This window comes from Streptomyces sp. NPDC002690 (assembly GCF_053592415.1).
The window spans coordinates 14,740-31,958 of the sequence record NZ_JBSFVR010000045.1 but is presented as its reverse complement, the minus strand read 5'-3'; the positions used below and the strand labels follow the sequence as shown (position 1 = coordinate 31,958).

The following is a 17,219-nucleotide window of genomic DNA, read 5'->3' as shown; positions in this document are numbered from 1 at the left end:
GTAGGAGCGGGTGGTGGTCTGCGGCTCGGTGGAGAGGCCGTCGTAGTACTGCTCGGCCTTGGCGAGATAGGTGGCGTCACCGGTGGCCCGGTAGATGCTGGTTGAGCAGCTCGGCCGCTTCGCGCAGCCGGTAGGTGTCGCCGACCGGGAGCGACAGCGCAAGGCACCCCGCCGAACCGCCCGCCGTCAGGGGGACCGCCGCGCAGACCGTACCCACCGCGTACTCCTGGAGATCCAGCATCGGGACCGTCGCGGGGTGGTGGTCGAGCGTGGCCAGCAGCACCTTCTCGTCCGTGATGGTCCTGGAGGTGAGCCGGGCCGTCCGGTGGCGCGCGATGTGGTCGCGCCGGGCGTCCGTGTCCAGCTGGGCCAGCAGGCATTTGCCGACCGCGCTGGCGTGCGCCGCCGAGCGGAAGTCGACCCACTCGCTGACCGCGGGGGTGAGCGGGCCGTCGATCACCTGGACCACCGTGACCTCGCCGTCGACGTAGCGGCTGACGTAGACCGCCGCGCCGACCGTGTCGCGCAGCTGCGCCAGGACGCGCTGGAGCCGCTCCTCCAGGGCGAGGCGCCGGGTGGGGCCCGAGCCGAGGAGGAGCAGCGAGGCCCCGAGGACGTAGGCGCCGTCCGCGATCTGCTCGACGTATCCCTCGCGGCGCAGCGTCAGCAGCAGGGAGGTGAGCCGGGCGGACGGCAGTCCGGTCTCCCGCGCGATCTGCGCCTCGGTCACTCCGTCACCGTGGTGGGAGACCGTTTCGAGCACGCGGAAGGCGTGCTGCACCGCGTGGAACGGTGCTGTTGGTTCCGGTCGCAATGTCACGGTGCTCCCTGCCCAAGGTCCGACCGCAAAGCTGTGCGTCCACGATAGTGGCCAAGAAGTGCCCACGGCAGGGCTGTTGACCACTTCTTGCCCCGTCTGTGCCGTCCTGGGCTGGGACGCATCCGAGAGGCATATGCCAAAGGCATTGACCGGTTTGGCAAATGCCAGGTCACGGCGGTGCGCGGGTGTCCACATGCCGGGGGAATTCCTGTGAGGACGCCAAGATTTTTTCGGCCACGCTGATTCGACCATCTGTCCCGCGTCGAACATCAGCACCGACTTCCGGGCCCCGCGGGCCGGATTCCTCCCCTGCCGGTGCCGCCGCCCGGCGGGGGAGGCGGCAGACCGGCCCCCCGTACGGTCCGGGTGGGTGCGACGGCCGATGTCGGGAACACTGGTAGGAGAGGAAGAGACAGGGGTGACCGCGAGGCCGGTCGCACCCGTGCACGGCCCGCCCCTGTTCCCGGACCACCGGTCCGGGTGAAAAGGAAGGGTGGACATGACGACCGTCGGACTTCTCTACCCGGGCGAATGCGCCGAGGACGACTTCCCGCGGATCGAGATCACGCTGGACAGCGACATCAGACTGCCCCTGTTCCGCACCGGGATCGGCGACGACGTCCGCCATGTGCGGGCCCTGCGCGAGCTGGGCTCCGCCGAGCGGCTGGACGCCGGTGTGGAAGAGCTCCGGCTGGCCGGCGCCGAATCCCTGGTGTGGGCCTGCACGGGCGGCAGCTTCGTACTCGGCCGGGAGGGCGCCCAGGCGCAGATCTCCGCGCTGGCGCGCTCGGCCGGGCTCCCCGCCTCCAGTACGTCCTTCGCCTTCGTGCACGCCGTGGCGGAACTCGGAGTCCGGCGGGTCGCGGTCGCCGCCACCTACCCGGACGAGGTCGCCGCCCTGTTCAGCGACTTCCTGACGGCCGCCGGCATCGACGTGGTCGCCACCCGGGGCAGCGGGATCATCACCGGGGCCGAGGTGGCCGGCTGGGACTGGGACCTCACCCGCGAACTCGCCATCGCCGGCGACCACCCGGACGCGGAGGCGGTGCTCCTCCCGGACACCGCCCTGCACACGGCGGCACACGTCACCGAGCTGGAGGAACTCCTCGGCAAGCCGGTCCTCGCGGCCAACCCGGTCACCGTCTGGGAAGGGCTGCGGCTCGCCGACCGCCGCATCTGGGCCCCCGCGCTCGGTGCCCTCTTCGCCACCCGCGAGCCCCCGCTGGGCACCGTCGAACCGCGCGGACTCGAAGTCCGCGAATGACGCCCGGAGCACCGGGACGACGTCCCGTGCTCCCGGCCGCGCACCCACCGCGGCGGAATAAGCGGAGCCGCCCTCCTGTTGCACGGGTTCGATACGCATACGTATGACCAGTGGCACCGGGAGAGCGACACGTGGACGAGAACCGAGGCGACGAGATCCGCGACGACGGCGGCAACGCCGCGGACCACCGGGTCGACACCGTCAGGGGCACGGCGGGCGGGACCGCCCCCGTACCCCTGTCGGTGCTCGATCTGGTGACCGTGGGCAAGGGCAGTACCGCGAGCGAGGCGCTCCGCACCAGCGTGGACATCGTGAAGCTGGCCGAGCGGCGCGGATTCCACCGCTACTGGGTCGCCGAGCACCACTCGATGCCCGGTGTCGCCTCGTCCTCGCCGGCCGTGATCCTGGCGCACCTCGCCGCCCACACCGACCGCATCCGGCTCGGCTCGGGCGGCGTGATGCTGCCCAACCACGCCCCGCTCGTCATCGCGGAGCAGTTCGGCACCCTGGAGGCGATGGCCCCCGGCCGCGTCGACCTCGGCCTCGGCCGTGCCCCCGGTACGGACGGCGCCACCGCCGCCGCGCTGCGCAGGACCGAGCGGCTGGGCGAGGGCGCCGACGACTTCCCGCAGCAGCTCGCCGAGCTGACCCGCTTCCTGGACGACGACTTCCCGGACGGCCACCCCTACTCCCGCATCCACGCGGTGCCCGGCCCGGTGCAGGCCACCTCGGACGGCGGGGTGCAGTCGCCGGCCCGGCCGCCGATCTGGCTCCTCGGCTCCTCCGGCTTCTCCGCCCGGCTGGCCGGCATCCTGGGGCTGCCCTTCGCCTTCGCGCACCACTTCTCGGCCCGGAACACCATTCCGGCTCTGGACCTGTACCGGGAGTCCTTCCAGCCCTCCGCCGTGCTCGACGCCCCGTACGCCCTGATCGGCGCCGCCGCTCTCGCGGCCGACACCGAGGCCGAGGCCCGCCGCCAGGTGCTCACCGGGGCGCTCAGCATGCTGCGGCTGCGCACCGGCCGCCCGGGCCTGGTGCCGACTCCCGAGGAGGCCGCGGCGCACACCTTCGGGCCGCTGGAGAGCGACTTCGTGGACGAGTGGCTCGGCAACATCGTGTACGGCACGTCCGAGCAGGTCCGCGCGGGCCTGGACGACCTGGCCAAGCGGACCGGCGCCGACGAGCTGATGATCACCGCGAACGCGCACGGCGGCGAGGCCCGGCTGCGCAGCTACGAACTCATCGCCGACGCGTACGGCCTGCCCACGCTCTGAGCCGCACGGCCTCCCGGTGCCCCGTGACGGTCACGGGGCACCGGGAGCGGCGGCATCCGGAGCGGTCGTCCCGCCCGCGGCGATCAGCTCGGCGATCCGCTCCGGCGCCACCGCCCGTGAGTAGAGCCATCCCTGCCCGGTGTCGCAGCCGATCCGGCGCAGCCGCTCGGCCTGCTCCGCCGTCTCCACGCACTCCGCCGTCACGGTGAGCCCCAGCCGGTGCGCCAGCTCCACCAGCGCCTGGACGATCGTCTCGTCGGCCGGGCTCGGGTGCCTGCCGCCGTCGTCGTACCGGAAGCCGCGGACGAAGGAACCGTCCAGCTTGAGCACGGAGACGGGAAGCCGACTCAGGTAGGCGAGGTTGGAGTAGCCGGTGCCGAAGTCGTCGATGGCGATCCGTACGCCCATGTCGCTCAGCGCCTGGAGGGCCCGCAGCGGGCGGCCCGCCGAACCCATGACGGCGGACTCGGTCAGCTCCAGTTGCAGCAGCCCGGGGTCCAGGCCCGTCTCGGCGAGGACGTCCCCGACCTCCGCGACCAGGTCCGAGTCCCAGACCTGCCGCACGGCGACGTTGACGCTGACGAACAGCGCCGGCCCGTCCGGATGGTCCAGCTGCCAGCGCCGGGCCTGGCGGCAGGCCGTACGCAGCACCCAGCGGCCCAGTCGCACGATCGAACCGTCCTCCTCGGCGATGGAGACGAAACGGTTCGGGCCGAGCACCCCGAACTGCGGATGGTTCCACCGCACCAGCGCCTCGACGCCCCGCACCACCCCGTCCGCCATGCCGACCAGCGGCTGGTACTCCAGGGCGAACTCGCCCCGGTCGACGGCCGGCCTGAGCGTCGAGGAGAGCGCCTGCCGGGTCATCCGGTGGGCGTTGCGCTCGGGGTCGAAAAGGGTCCAGCGGGCCCTGCCGTCCGCCTTCGCCCAGTAGAGCGTGGTGTCGGCGGCCTGCATCAGCCCGGTGGGCGACGTACCGGCGGAGGCGCGCTCGACCACCCCGATCGAGGCGGACACCGAAAGCCGCTGCCCGGCCAGGTCGAACGGCTGCTGCACCGCCGTGAGCAGCGCGTCCGCCAGGTCCAGCAGCTGCTGGGTGCCCTGCGACTCCTCGACCAGCACCGCGAACTCGTCGCCCCCGAGCCGCGCCACGAAGTGACTGCCGTCGCGGTGGCACGGATCGCTCCCGGCGACATCGCTCAGCCGTCCGGCCACGGCCGCGAGCAGCCGGTCGCCCGCCCGGTGCCCCAAGGTGTCGTTGACGGCCTTGAAGCCGTCCAGGTCGAGATAGCAGAGCCCGATCCGGCCGGGGCGCGGCAGCAGCGAACTGTCCTGGGACGGCGACAGCTCCAGCGCGGCCGAGAGCCGCTCGAAGAAGAGGGTCCGGTTGGGCAGTCGGGTCACCGCGTCGTGCATCTGGAGGTGACGCAGCCGCTGCTGGAGTTCGTGGCGGTCGCTGATGTCGGCCACCGTCAGCAGCGCCCGGCCCGGGGCTCCCGCCGCCGGGTCGGCCATCGGCACCACGGTGATCTCCGCCCAGAGCGGCCGGCCGTCGCGGTGCTTGAGCCGGCGGGTGCAGCGGAACCGGGAACGCCGCCCGCGCAGTACCTCGCGCCAGGCGCGCCAGGCGTGGTCGTCGGGGGTGAGACCGACGAGTCCGGCGACGGGCAGCCCGGCGAGGTCGGTGGTACCGGTGCCCGCCATCCGGGCGAGCGTCTCGTTGGCGTGGACGATCGCCCCCGAGCCGTCCACGACCGCCATGGCGAAGGTCGCGCTGCGGAAAGCGGACCGGTAGTCGAGCAGAACGGTCTCCACGAGGTGACTCTCCGTGTCCACCGCCGGGGTCGCTCCGGGGGATGTGCCTGCCGGGGGCCTGCGCCCTTCGGAGGTTCCGCTCACCGTTCGCTCCCGCTGTGCAGATTGTCGTGAACAGGTGTGGCCGGACGGGCCACCGGGTGGAGCGCCCCGGGCCGGGAGCGCGAACCACGCGGGAAAACGTGAGGAAGCATAGAGGGTGGGGTGCCGGCGCTACCAGCCCGGCCCGCCCGTCCGCCGTCCGCCGGTCCGTACCGGGCGGACGCGCCGGCGTCGCCCGCGGCCCTCCGCAAGGTTCGGGCATCGCTCCGCGCGGTATCCCGCTTTGCCCGCTGCTGTTCCCTTCTGTACGACTGCGTTCCCGAGCGTCATCGGACTGTCGGATTCCGAGAAGTGAATGACCGTATGTGACGTTACGTGATCGTGGGCCTCCGGCTGGTAGGTCACCGGTGTGGGTGGGACCGCACGTCACCGGCATGGGTACGTCACCGGCGCTGGTACGTCACCGGCCCGGGTGCGACCGGCCCGGCGCGCCCCGATCCGGGTGCTGACCCGTGTGGGGCAGCCCAGCGGGCGGGGAGCGGTGATCGGACACAGGGTGGAGCGAGGTGTTCCGCGTTTCCACCCGGAGGTAGATGTGCCGCGTCAGCACGGGCCCGGGGGAGTGGAGAAGCCGAGCCCGCGCGCGGTGGCGGCGGCGCTGACCGCTCTCCTGGCGCTGGCCGCGATGTCGCTCGTCGCCGGCCCGGCCGCCGCCGCCCACACGGGCGTGAAACCGTGCGCGCTGCCCCGTACCCCGGCCCACCACTCGCTGGGGCTGGACAGCTGGAACGGCGCCTATCCGCGTCCCGTCCGCCGCCTCGACGCGGTCATGATCTTCCTGTCCTTCCCGGACGCCGACCCGGTCGTCCCGCCCGACCTGCTCACCGCCGACTACTTCCCGTCGACGACCACGTTCTTCGAGCGGGCCAGTTACGGCACCTTCACCCTCGGCGCGCACCCCTTCAAGCACTGGGTGCGGATGCCGCACCCGTCCACCTGGTACGGCATAGAGCGGGACTGGGACTCGGGGAGGCGGACCTCCTACCTGCGTGACGCGATCAAGGCCGCGGACCCGCGGATCGACTTCTCGGCGTACGACATCGTCTACCTGGTCGCCGACCCCGACGCGCCCGGCGTCGACTCCGACGCCACCAAGGTCGTCAACTTCGACCGGCCGATCACCGCCGACGGCACGGGCATCAAGCGTGTGGTCACCGTCTTCGAGCAGCACCCGCCCGACCGCAACGTCCTCGCCCACGAGACCGGGCACGTCTTCGACCTCGCCGACCTCTACCACCGCCCCGCCGACGGCAAGGGCGACTGGGACACCTACGTCGGCGACTGGGACGTCATGGGCAGCCAGTTCGGGCTGGCGCCGGACCTCTTCGCCTGGCACAAGTGGAAGCTGGGCTGGCTCGGCGACCGGCAGGTGGTCTGCGTCCAGGGCAGCGCCGACGTGACCCTGGAGCCGGTCGCCGCCGCCCCCGTCCCCGGCGGCACCATGGGCACCCGGCTCGCGGTCGTCAGGACCGGCGAGGACAGCGCCCTGGCCATCGAAGCCCGCGGCGCCACCGGCAACGACCGGGCGACCTGTACCGAGGGCGTGCTGATCTACCGGGTGCGCAGCGGTACGGCTTCCGGAGGCGGCCCCGTGGAGGTGCTGGACACGCACCCGGACACCGAGGCCTGCTGGGACCGCTCGGTCTACCCGCCGCTGGCGGATGCCCCGCTCTCCGTCGGGGAGACGTACAGCGTGCCGGGGGAGCGGACCCGGATCGAGGTCGCCGACCGCACCCCGTCCGGCTCTTGGACCGTACGGATCACCACCGGCACGTGAGAACGGCGAAGAGGCCCGGCGGGGAGGCCCGGCGGGGGAGGCCCGGCGGGGAGGCCCGGCGGGGAAGGCCCGGCGGGGAAGGCCCGGGCGAGGCCGTCACGGAACACGAAGAAGCCCCCCGCTTCCGCGAGGGGCTTCTTCCGTCGGTGCGCCGCCAGGGACTCGAACCCCGGACCCGCTGATTAAGAGTCAGCTGCTCTAACCAACTGAGCTAGCGGCGCCTGCTGACGTCGTAGACATTAGCATCCGGATCGGCCGGAGGAAAAATCGAGTAATCGGACACCGGGGGGACCGCGCTCCGGGCGGCCCGCACACAGGCCCAGCGCAGCACGTCGGGACCGGGCAGCCAGGGGGTACGGGTGTCGGGGGCGACCACCCACTGTGGTCCCGGGGCGGTGGGGTCGCAGGTCAGCGGCGGTACGGTCACCGCGTCGCCGGTGCCGTGGCAGAGCACCGGGGGCAGGGTGCGCGAGCCGCCCTCCGGGCGTGCGGAGCCGGTGCCCCACTCCTCCCAGGCCAGCAGCGAGGGCAGCCGCTGCGCGGTCCCGGGGGACGCGAAGAGCAGGGTCCGGCCGCGGTGGGTGGCGACGGGGCCCGAGCCCGGACCCTGTGCCCAGAGCCGCTCCAGCATCCGCCGCCCGAACAGCGAGGGGACGCTCACCACGTCGAACGCGGTGCCGCACGGCAGGACGCCCGGCGACGCGGGGCTCGCCTGCCAGCGGGCGAGGGTGGTGCGCGGGCTCGCGGTGGCGCCGGCGAGCCAGACGGCTCCCGCAAGGGTGACCTCGGCAGGCTGGTGCGTGGCCTGACTCCGCAGGGGAGGGAGGGTGCCGACGCCGGAGCGCGGGTCGCGGGTCTGCAGGGACGTTTCGTCTTCCAGCCATGCGGTCATGGAGACAGGTCTACCGGGGGTGACGGGGCCGATGCCGAGAGTCGTCGAATCCAGGACAGGACGACACCTTGCCGGGTATCTTGCCCGCGGGCATATGCCAGAAGCTGTACCCGGAGTGACCGTGCCGGGGGTGGATGTCAGGGGCCGGGTCGGTGCGCCCGATCAGCGGCCCGGGTCGGGTGCCCCGGCCGGGTGCCCCGGTCAGGGGCGGGGCGACTTCAGCAGGGACCGGCCGAATTCGATCATCTTCTCCGCGTAGTCCTCGGTCCACTCCGCGCGCTCCGCGACATCGGCGGGGGTGAGCCGGTCGAAGCGGCGGGGGTCGGTGAGCTGAGCGGCGGCGACGGCCTGGAACTCGATGCTCCGGTCGGTGGCCGCCCGGAACGCGTGCGTCAGCTCGGTCGCGCGGGACAGCAGCTCCGCCGGATCGTCCATCGACTCCAGGTGGAAGAAGTGCTCGGGGTCGGACGCCGCCTCCGCGGGCTCGAAGAGCAGCGGGGCGGGGCGCAGCCTCGGCTGCGCGTTCCGGTCGGCTTGAGCCATGTGCGTTTTCCTCCTTCGGGAAGGCCGGACGGCCACCCTCCATTGTCCAACCCGGCGCAAGTCCGGTGTCCGGGGCCGGGCGCCCGCCCCTGGTGGCGAACGTGTCCGGTGCACCGAATGATTCCGCGGACGCGGGCGTGCCGGTGCGGCCGGACGTGGCCGTGGCCCCGGACGCTGCGTGGTCCCGGGCCGTGCGCCGCCGTGCCGTACGCCACGGTGGCCCCGGACAAGTCTGTCCGGGCCGACCGGCCGGAAAACACCGTCCGGAAGTGTTCGGCCCGCGCGCTCCCCGGGTACCCCGCCGGTGTGCGGGCGCGGACGGGCCGGTCAGGGCGCCAGGGACCGCCAGATGCGGTCGGGCAGGACGCGTGCCGCCTCGTCGAGGTCCACGTCGTCGATACCGGAGAGCCAGCGCCGGGCCACCGCGACGACCGGGCCGAGGACCAGGGACTCCATCAGCGCCTGTGGAAGCGGGGCGAGTTCGCCGGACTCGACGTGGGCGTCGAGCCAGCGCGCGAAGGGCGAGAGGCGGGCCTCCTGCGCGTCGCGCAGCTCCTTGCCCCGCTCCATGGTGCGCCGGTCGGCCCTGGCGGAGTGCAGGAGCAGGGCGGCGCTGGGGTGTTCCTGGACGAATGCCAGGTAGGCGCGGACCAGGGCACGGATGCCGGTACGCGCCGTACGCGGGCCCCGAAGGGATGCGGCGAGTTCGGTCAGCATCCGCTCCAGCCAGCGTTGCGTCAGCGCGTCGAGCAGGCCGTCGATGGAGCCGAAGTGGTGGTACAGGCTGCCCAGGCTGACTCCGCTGGCCCGGGTGACCGCGAGGACCGTGACGCCCCCCTCGCCCTCGTCGGCGTAGACCCGCAGGGCGGTGTCGAGAAGCAAGTCGGCCGTGGCCAAGCCGCGTTGCTGTTTAGGGCTCATCGTGGTCCTTCTCCGGTCCGGGCCACCCTCCCCGGGAGCCGATCGTAGAACTAGAGTAGATTTCTAGAATCTGATTCCCATCCTACGGGGCTGTCGTGGTGGAGTTGAGGGGTAGCGGGGCCGATCCGCTGGAGGCGGACGACCCGGAACGAATAGGGCCGATCCCGCTCGTGGGCCGGCTCGGGGCCGGCGGCATGGGGCGGGTGTACCTCGGGGTGCACGAGGGCCGTTACGTCGCCGTCAAGCAACTGCTGTCCTCGGTGGTCGGCGAGGACGAGGAGTTCCTGCGCCGGTTCGGGCGCGAACTCGACAACCTGGCAAGGCTGCCCGCCGGGGCCACCGCGCCGCTGCTCGCCGGTGACCGCACCGCCCGGCCCCCGTGGTTCGCCACGGCCTATGTCCCCGGGCTCACCCTGCGGCAGGCCCTCGACCTGCACGGCGGCCCGCTGCCGGTCACCGCGCTCCGGCTGCTCTTACGGGAGGCGGCGACCGCTCTCGCCCCGGTGCACGCGCTGGACATGGTGCACCGGGACCTCAAGCCGTCCAACGTGATGCTGACTCTCGACGGCCTCACTCTCATCGACTTCGGGGTCGCCCGCGCCGCCGAGCAGAGCCAGTTGACGGTCACCGGCATGGTCATCGGCACCCCCGCCTACATGGCGCCCGAACAAGCCATGGGTGTACGTCGGTTGACCGGTGCGGCCGATGTGTTCGCGCTGGGCTCCCTGCTCGCGTACGCGGCCTCCGGACGGCCCCCCTTCGGTGACGAGTCGGGACACGGAGTCCTCTACCGCATCGTCCACGAGGCCCCGGAGCTGGGGGAGTTGCGCGAGCTGGACGGCGAGCTCGCCGATCTTGTCGCGGCCTGTCTGGCCAAGGACCCCGAGGCCCGTCCCACCGCCACGGAACTCCTCGAACGCCGCGCCCCGCGCGGCCCGTTCACCCCACCGTTCTGGCCGGACGACATCACCGTACGACTCTCCGAGCGGGCCGCCTTCGCCGCCGACGTGCAGGAGGCCGACGTACCGACGCTGCCGCTGGGCGGCCCCGGACCCGAGCCCCGAAGCCCCGCCCCCGAGCCGCGGACCCCGGCCCCGGGGCCGGCCGTGGTCGTTCCCGGGCCGGACGGGCCGTCCGGCCCGCAGCCCGGGGCGGGCACCCCGCCGACGCCCGGCGGCCCAGCCTCTTCCGGGCGGCCCGCCCGGCGCCGGCGCACCCGGGTGCTGCTCGCCGTCGTCCCGGTGGTGGTGATCGCGGGAGGCGCCACGCTGGTCGTGCAGAACGTGCCGTACTTCTCCTCCCCGAGGGCCGAGGCGGACGCGCCCCCGGCCGGTGGTCCGACGTCCGACTCGCGGGACCCCTCGACCCCGGCGCCCTCGACGGCGGGCGGCAGCCCCTCGGGTACGGCCACCCCCACGAAACCGGCGGGCGGCAAGAGCCCGGCGGGCCAGGGCAAGGAGCAGCAGGACGGGGGAGGGAACGGCTCCCAGGCCGCCGTCTCGGCGGGCGGCGCGGCCACCGGCACCCAGGGCGGCGCGGACGGAACGGGCGGCGGCGCGGCGAGCGCCTCCGGGGGAGCGGGCACCACCGGAACCTCCGGAGGGTCGAGTACCTCGGGCGCCACCGGCGGCTCCAGCACCACTGGCGGGACCGCGGCCTCCGGAGGAACCGCGACCTCGGGCACCTCCGGGGGCGGCGCGACCACCGCCCCCGCCTCCGGTACGTACCGCTACCGCAACGGCGGCGACGGCACCTGCGTCACCCAGGTCTTCGGGGCGGCGAGCCACCAGGACTGCGGGAGCGCGAGCGCCCGGTGGACCGTGCTGAGCAGGCCGGACGGCAGCTTCAAGCTCGTCAACGAGCAGAGCGGGCAGTGCCTGTACTCCAACGGGACGGGCCAGGCCGTCTTCGTGGGCTCCTGCGCCCAGGACATCGGCCGCCTCTGGCGGACGGGTTCGGGCGGCACCCTGGTCAGCACCTACGACGGCGGGTGCCTGGACCTGCCCTTCGGGACGGGGTTGTCGACCGCGGCCTGCGACGGGGACGCCTCGCAGCGCTGGACCCGGCAGAGCTGAGGAGTGAGCAGGGGGTGAACAAGGGAGCCGTGAGTTCGGAGAGTCGACGGGCAGTGTTCACCGGACCGTGGTGAAAGGGGGAGGACGGGCTCACGATCATGCGTGCATGATCAAACGCCTCCGGCCGGCGATGGCGCCGTCGACCTTTCTGCTCTGCCTCGTGGTCTTCGGCGACACCCTGCGGTCGTGGCTCGCCGGAGACGAGTCGGGGTGGTCGCTCACGTTCTGGTCGCTGGCGCTGGTGGTCGCCACCTGGCAGCTCATGTGTGCCGTCCAGCGACGCCGAGCCGCGCGGAGCACGGCAAGCTGACCGACGACCCGGTCCGGTCCGTCAACCAGCCCAGGCCACCCGGTGCTTCGACCAGTGCTCCCAGGTGGACTGCATGGCCTCCCAGCCGTCCGGGAACTTCACCTCCACGCCGAGCTGTACCGGCTCCGTGGAGGGATGCTCGTCCAGCAGGTCCGCGACCCCCGCCCGGCACACCACGACGCAGGCGTGCCGGTGGCGGGAGGCGAGCACGCAGAGCCGGCCCGTCTCCAGGTGGAAGGCGGTGGCGTCGGGCCGCCCGGAGAGCGGATGGAGCACCACCGTGACGTCGAACTCCCGCCCCTGGAGCCGGTTCGCGGTGTCCACCGCCACACCCGTGACCCCCAGCCCGGCGAGGGCCGCGCGCACCGCCGACGCCTGGTCGCGGTGGGCCGTACCGACCGCGATCCGGTCCGCCGTCACCGGCACCGGGTCCGCCGAGCGCTCGCTGGTCGCGGTGGTGCCCCGGTCCAGCAGCCTGCGGACCACCAGCGCCACCGCGTGCACCGCCTCCGGGTCGGTGCGCGGAGTGTGCCGGGCGGGCAGCTCCAGCAGCCCCCAGCCGGCCTCCGCCGCCACGTCCAGCACCCGGTCGGGCCCCGAGCCGTCCGAGGCCTCGGCGAACGCCAGCGTCCGGTCCCCGTGGTCCGTACCGCTGCGGAACGGGGTGTACGGGTAGAAGGCGTCCGACACCAGGGGCGCGGCCGAGGCCGGCAGCCGCCAGGAGACCGGCAGCCGGTGCTGCGGCAGACGCGGATTGTGCGCCAGCAGGGTGGAGACGGCGCTCGCCGACGGGTCGTGGCTCAGCCCCGCCCACTGGTCCGCGCCCACGATCGAGAACGGGTCCAACTGCCCGGGGTCGCCCACGAACAGCGCCCGCCGGAAGAGACCGGCCACGGCGAGCAGGGCGTCCGAGCGCATCTGGTACGCCTCGTCGACGATCGCGTGCTCCCACGGCTCCACGTTCTTCACGTGCGCCCACTTCGCGGCCGTCGAGACGACCACGTCGAGCCCCGCCAGATCGGCCGCCTTCGCGGACTTGCGTACGTTCTCCAGGTCGTCCAGCGCCTTGTCGTACGGGTCCGAGTCGCTGCTGTGCAGCCGCCCCACCGGCAGCTCCGGCTCCTTCTCCGCGAGCCGCAGCACCAGATCGTCGACCTGCGCGTTGGTTTGCGCGATCACCATCAACGGGCGCCCGGCGGATACGAGTTCCAGTGCCGCGCGGACCACGAGGGTGGACTTCCCGGCGCCCGGCGGGGAGTTCACCACGACACCCCGGGCGTCGCCGTGCAAGGTGTCGTGGAGGATCGCTCCGGTGGCCCGCGCCGCCGCCGCGCCCGGGTCGAACGCCCCGGTCGCGGCGGGCTTTTCGGCCATGCGCACGTCGGTCACAGCACATCCTCCGGGGTCACGGCGTCGGGCCGCTCGGCGGACGCACCCGGCGGCCCGCCGTGGGTCCACGGGGTCTCCTCCGCGTCCGGCAGCGCCGGACCGCCGCGCTGTTCGTGCTCGAAGAGCGTCCAGACCGTGCGCTCGCCCGGCTCGGGCAGCGACCCGGGGGCAGGCTCCCTGCCGCGCCCCATCCGGTCCAGGACCCGCAGCACCAGCAGCACCTCCGAGCCGTCCGCGGGGAGTCCGGTGCCGTCGGGCCCCGTGCCGGGGCCCGCGTACCGGACGAACTCCGCCGACTGCGGCTTGCCGTCCAGTGAGCGGTACACCTTCGTCCGCTCGCCCAACTGCGGGCGCTCGGCCGTGCGGACCGTGACCAGCGGGCGCGGGGACGGGCGCTTCGACTCCGTGTACGCCATCTCCACCCCGGTCACCTCACCGACGAACGCCTCGCCGTTCAGCCGACGGGCGGCCAGCACCAGCGGATCGTCCAAAGCCTCCTGGGCATCCAGGCGCGCCTGCGCGGTCTCCCGGGAGGACAGCTTCCGGGCCGCCGTCACCGCGTCGTCCCGGCGCGGCTGCGGCGGCTCGCCCGAACGCACCTTGTCCCGGTGGCCGGTGAACGACCAGCGGTCGCCCGTCCAGCGCTCCTCGGCCCTCGCCCCCTCCGGCAGCTCCCGCAGCCGGTCGAGCCCGCGCCACACCGCGTCCCAGGTCGGCAGCAGCACCCCGGCCAGCAGCGAACGGATCTCCCGCTCGGCCGTGTGCAGGTCCCCGAGCCGCTCGTCCGCGTCGAGCCCGTCCTCGGCCGCCGCCAACACCGTGCGGGCCCGGTCGTACCGCTCGATCGCGGGTGCCAGCAGCCGGTTGTCGAAGGCGGGGTCCGTGGCCGGACCGGCGGGCGGACAGACCAACTGCCCGTCCCGGCCACGCTCAAGCTCCGCCCGGAGCGCCGCCTCGGCACCCGGGACGCCGTCCGGCGGATCGATCCAGGCGAGCAGCGCCCCCAGGTGCTGGTCCTCCACACTGCTCTGCCCCGTCGCCCAATGGCGGTTCAGCAGATCCGTGGTGGCCAGCAGCATGGAGGAACCCGGCACCCTCGCCCGCTCCGCGTAGTGCGTCAGCCACCTGCCGAGCAACGGCACCCGGGGCGGCGCCGGATACGGGGTGTCCGGATCGTCCTCGGCGGTGCGCCGGAACCGCATCGAACGCCCCAGCAGCCGCACCAGGTCGATGCCCGCCCGGCTCGGCACGATCAGCTGCGCCGCGTCCACGCACAGCTCGACCTCGACCTTGACCTTCTTCCCGGTCTCCGGATCGGCCTCGCTCCGCTCGGCGGGCTCCACCACGTCCGCGTACGCCTCGATGTGCGGCAGCACCAGCTCGGCCAGCTCCGAGAGAAAGGCGAACCGCAGATCGCGGTCGCGCGGCTGCGCCACCGCCAGCAGCCTCGGCGCCTCCCGGTCGGTGCCCACCAGCGCGCCCAGCGGGGCGCCCGCCTCGCCGGACGTGGTCAGCGGCACCAGGACGAGCGGCCGGTCGGTCAGATGCCGGTGGCGCACGGTCGCCAGCGGCTGGGCCCGCCCGCTGTCCACGGCCTCCATCCGGGCCAGGGTGTTGATCAGTGACATGGTGCCGTGCCTTCCCGAGCGGTTCCTTCCGGTGCCGTGCCGTGTGACGGCACGCCTTCCGGTGCCGTGCCGTGCGGTGCGTGCGCGCGCCGGGCCGCCGCGCCCTCCAGCGCCTCGGCGCGCAGGGCAGCCGCCCGGCGGAGCGCGGCGACGGCCGGGTCCGCCGGGTCGCCCTCCTTGCCCGCCGCCGCGTCCAGCACCGCGCGGACCGTGGTCAGCCCGCCGAGCTCACCGCTCACCCCGCGCCCCAGCGTCCGTACGGCACCCCGGGCCCGGGACTTCGCCCGGCAGTGGAACGCGAGCTCGCAGGCGGCCAGGCACTCGGGGGCGTACGCCGCCGGAACCGCCTCGACGGCGGCGGTCAGCTCCTCGGCCGAGCACTCCGGATCAAAACTCGCGCCCTCGGGGAGCAGGGCCGCGATCTCCTCGATGCGGGTGAGCCGGGTCAGCTGGCGCCGGGTCACCGCGCGCTGCTTGCGCACGTCCACCACGGAGCCGGTGGGCAGGTTGGAGAAGTCCTTGGGGCAGACGAGGAGGACGTCGTGCGCCACTTCGGCACCCTCGGTACGGGAGGCGACCGCCTCCAGGGCCAGCACGTACACCGCCGACTGCCGGGCGGCGGCACCGACCTTCGCCGCGTCGGCCGAGCCGTCGATCATCGGGAACGACTTGATCTCGATGACCGTCCACCGGCCGTCCGGATGCACCACCACCGCGTCCGGTTCCAGATACGCGGGCGAACCCGCCACCTCCAGCGCCAGCATCGGGTGGTCCAGCAGCGTCCAGCCGCCGGCCCCGGTCGCCTCGCGCAGGGCCAGCGCGGTCCGGGCCGTCCGGCCCTCGGGTCCTGCCGCCGTCAGATCGGGGACCCCGGCCCCCTGCGGCGGCTCACCGCCGCCGCCGAGGCTCTCGTGCAGCAGGCGCAGCAACTCGGTGCCGCCGTCGGCCTTGACCCGCGCCTCGAAGGCGTTGCCCCGCATGAACGCGAACTGGGACTGGCCGAAACCCGAGGGGGAACCGAGCGCGGTGGCCAGACCGGTCTTGTCGACACCGGCGCCGTCGAGCAGCGCCCGCCGCTTGCAACCGGGGTTGGCGGCGAGGGCGGCCAGCGCGCGGGCGTCCAGCGGATGCGGGGCGACCGTGGGTCCGCGCAGCTCAGCGAGCCGCTGCCGGAGCGCTGTCGCCGGAGGCCGCGCGGCCGGGGGAGCCGGAGGCTTCGGGCGCGTCGCTGGAATGTGCGGAGGGGGTCCGCCGGCCGGGGAATCGCTCACCCGCCGAAGTCTCGCACCCGCTACTGACAATCGGGGACGGTGTCGCCGGAACCGTTCCTCCCGGCCGGGAGACGAAGGCCCGCAGCCGGGCCGAGACGGTGGCGGCGGCCCGCATCACCGGGCGGGTCAGCAGCGCGCCGACGCCCATCACCGCGACGCCCGCCACGGCGTCCAGGAAGTAGTGGTTGGCGGTGCCCATGACCACGAAGACGATTCCCAGCGGGTAGAGGACGCCGAGAGCGCGGAGCAGCGGATGCCGCCCGTACCGCCACAGCAGCACCCCGCACCAGAGCGCCCACCCCACGTGCAGGCTGGGCATCGCCGCGTACTGGTTGGTCATGCCGCCGAGTCCGCGCGGGGCGCTCGCCTCCGCGCCCCACCACCCGTAGGAGCTGTACTGCGCCATGGTGTCGACGAACCCGTGTCCGGCGTCGAGGAGGCGGGGCGGACAGGTCGGCATCAGTGTGAAGCCGATCAGGCCGATCAGGGTGGAGGTCAGCAGCCAGGTGCGGGCCGCGCGGTAGGCGGCGGAGCGGCGCCGGTACATCCAGACGAGCAGCGCGGGGGTGACGAGGTAGTGCAGCGAGGCGTACGCGAAGTCGGCGGGTATCCCCACGGAGGGGTGGGAGGTCAGCAGCCGGTTGAGCGGGTGTTCGAAGTTCAGGTGGAGCGACTTCTCCAGCCGGAGTATCGCGAGCCCGTGGTCGACGGCGGTGGATATGTCGCCGCGCACCAGCAGCCGGCCGGCCGAGTAGAGCCCGTACACCACCGCTATGAGCGGCAGCTCCGTCCACCAGCGGGGGCGGCCGGAGGCGCGAGCGGGTATGGCGTGCGGCATCCGGTGGCTCTCCCCTGTTCAAGCGTCCGACGGCGGGCGTTCAACCGTACGGCGGTCGTCGGTCGCGATATCCCCCGGGGGGTCCCTTTCGCACACCCCTGCCCCCGGCCCGTCGCCGACGGCGCCGGCGCGGACGGGGTGCCGCGCAGAGAGGGACGTGACGACGTACCGCGAGGTTGCCCGGACCCCCTCCCGCTGTGTGCGGGTGCCCGGAAGGACGGCCCTCACGCCCGCCCTCGGAGATGCGGGATGATGGACCGAGGACAGACGCACCGCCCGAAGGCCGGAGCGCGTCCCTCC

14 protein-coding genes and 1 tRNA gene are annotated in these 17,219 nt (G+C 73.6%); 5 read left to right on the top strand and 10 right to left on the bottom strand.

Features of this window, described 5'->3' with window-relative positions; all coding sequences use genetic code 11:
• Positions 1-76: 76 nt before the first annotated feature.
• Positions 77-820, bottom strand: coding sequence for an IclR family transcriptional regulator (locus ACWD3D_RS09270; RefSeq protein WP_451460288.1), 744 nt, complete (start codon positions 818-820; stop codon positions 77-79).
• Positions 821-1,319: 499 nt separating this feature from the next.
• Here ACWD3D_RS09270 and ACWD3D_RS09265 point away from each other — a divergent pair, with 499 nt between their 5' ends.
• Positions 1,320-2,084 (top strand): maleate cis-trans isomerase family protein, encoded by a 765-nt coding sequence (locus tag ACWD3D_RS09265; RefSeq protein ID WP_451460287.1) that lies wholly within the window; start codon positions 1,320-1,322, stop codon positions 2,082-2,084.
• A 131-nt stretch (positions 2,085-2,215) separates the two neighbouring features.
• A complete protein-coding gene (locus ACWD3D_RS09260; RefSeq protein WP_451460286.1) occupies positions 2,216-3,358 on the top strand; it encodes an LLM class flavin-dependent oxidoreductase in 1,143 nt (380 codons plus the stop codon).
• A gap of 30 nt (positions 3,359-3,388) precedes the next feature.
• Here ACWD3D_RS09260 and ACWD3D_RS09255 read toward each other — a convergent pair whose 3' ends face one another.
• Positions 3,389-5,257, bottom strand: coding sequence for a putative bifunctional diguanylate cyclase/phosphodiesterase (locus tag ACWD3D_RS09255; RefSeq protein WP_451460285.1), 1,869 nt, complete (start codon positions 5,255-5,257; stop codon positions 3,389-3,391).
• A gap of 553 nt (positions 5,258-5,810) precedes the next feature.
• Between ACWD3D_RS09255 and ACWD3D_RS09250 the strand changes: the two genes are divergently transcribed.
• Positions 5,811-7,052, top strand: a complete 1,242-nt coding sequence (locus ACWD3D_RS09250; protein WP_451460284.1) for a M6 family metalloprotease domain-containing protein — start codon at positions 5,811-5,813, stop codon at positions 7,050-7,052.
• Positions 7,053-7,199: 147 nt separating this feature from the next.
• On the opposite strand, the gene ACWD3D_RS09245 is transcribed toward ACWD3D_RS09250, so the two are convergent.
• The 4 genes from ACWD3D_RS09245 to ACWD3D_RS09230 form a co-directional block, all read right to left on the bottom strand.
• Positions 7,200-7,273 (bottom strand) — tRNA-Lys (locus tag ACWD3D_RS09245).
• Positions 7,264-7,944: a hypothetical protein gene (locus ACWD3D_RS09240; protein ID WP_451460283.1), complete on the bottom strand. Its 681-nt coding sequence runs from the start codon at positions 7,942-7,944 to the stop codon at positions 7,264-7,266. The genes ACWD3D_RS09245 and ACWD3D_RS09240 overlap by 10 nt, the downstream gene beginning before the upstream one ends.
• A 201-nt stretch (positions 7,945-8,145) precedes the next feature.
• A complete protein-coding gene (locus tag ACWD3D_RS09235; RefSeq protein WP_451460282.1) occupies positions 8,146-8,487 on the bottom strand; it encodes a hypothetical protein in 342 nt (113 codons plus the stop codon).
• 327 nt (positions 8,488-8,814) lie between these two features.
• Positions 8,815-9,408 carry a TetR/AcrR family transcriptional regulator gene (locus ACWD3D_RS09230; protein WP_451460281.1) on the bottom strand — a complete coding sequence of 198 codons (594 nt, stop codon included), beginning with the start codon at positions 9,406-9,408 and terminating at the stop codon, positions 8,815-8,817.
• Positions 9,409-9,503: 95 nt separating this feature from the next.
• Here ACWD3D_RS09230 and ACWD3D_RS09225 point away from each other — a divergent pair, with 95 nt between their 5' ends.
• Together ACWD3D_RS09225 and ACWD3D_RS09220 are read left to right on the top strand one after the other, a co-directional pair.
• Entirely contained in the window at positions 9,504-11,483 is a 1,980-nt protein-coding gene (locus ACWD3D_RS09225; RefSeq protein WP_451460280.1) for a protein kinase domain-containing protein, read from the top strand.
• Positions 11,484-11,589: 106 nt separating this feature from the next.
• Entirely contained in the window at positions 11,590-11,793 is a 204-nt protein-coding gene (locus ACWD3D_RS09220) for a hypothetical protein (RefSeq protein WP_451460279.1), read from the top strand.
• Between the two features lie 21 nt (positions 11,794-11,814).
• On the opposite strand, the gene ACWD3D_RS09215 is transcribed toward ACWD3D_RS09220, so the two are convergent.
• Genes ACWD3D_RS09215 through ACWD3D_RS09200 form a run of 4 tightly spaced genes read right to left on the bottom strand, consistent with a single transcriptional unit; the run spans position 11,815 to position 16,919 of the window.
• Positions 11,815-13,167: an AAA domain-containing protein gene (locus ACWD3D_RS09215; RefSeq protein WP_451460290.1), complete on the bottom strand. Its 1,353-nt coding sequence runs from the start codon at positions 13,165-13,167 to the stop codon at positions 11,815-11,817.
• A gap of 11 nt (positions 13,168-13,178) precedes the next feature.
• Positions 13,179-14,810 carry a hypothetical protein gene (locus tag ACWD3D_RS09210; protein WP_451460278.1) on the bottom strand — a complete coding sequence of 544 codons (1,632 nt, stop codon included), beginning with the start codon at positions 14,808-14,810 and terminating at the stop codon, positions 13,179-13,181.
• Complete coding sequence (locus ACWD3D_RS09205) at positions 14,801-16,081, bottom strand: hypothetical protein (protein WP_451460277.1); 1,281 nt, start codon at positions 16,079-16,081, stop codon at positions 14,801-14,803. The genes ACWD3D_RS09210 and ACWD3D_RS09205 overlap by 10 nt, the downstream gene beginning before the upstream one ends.
• Positions 15,966-16,919, bottom strand: coding sequence for a phosphatase PAP2 family protein (locus ACWD3D_RS09200; RefSeq protein ID WP_451460276.1), 954 nt, complete (start codon positions 16,917-16,919; stop codon positions 15,966-15,968). Before ACWD3D_RS09200 ends, ACWD3D_RS09205 begins: the two co-directional genes overlap by 116 nt.
• Between the last annotated feature and the right edge of the window lie 300 nt (positions 16,920-17,219).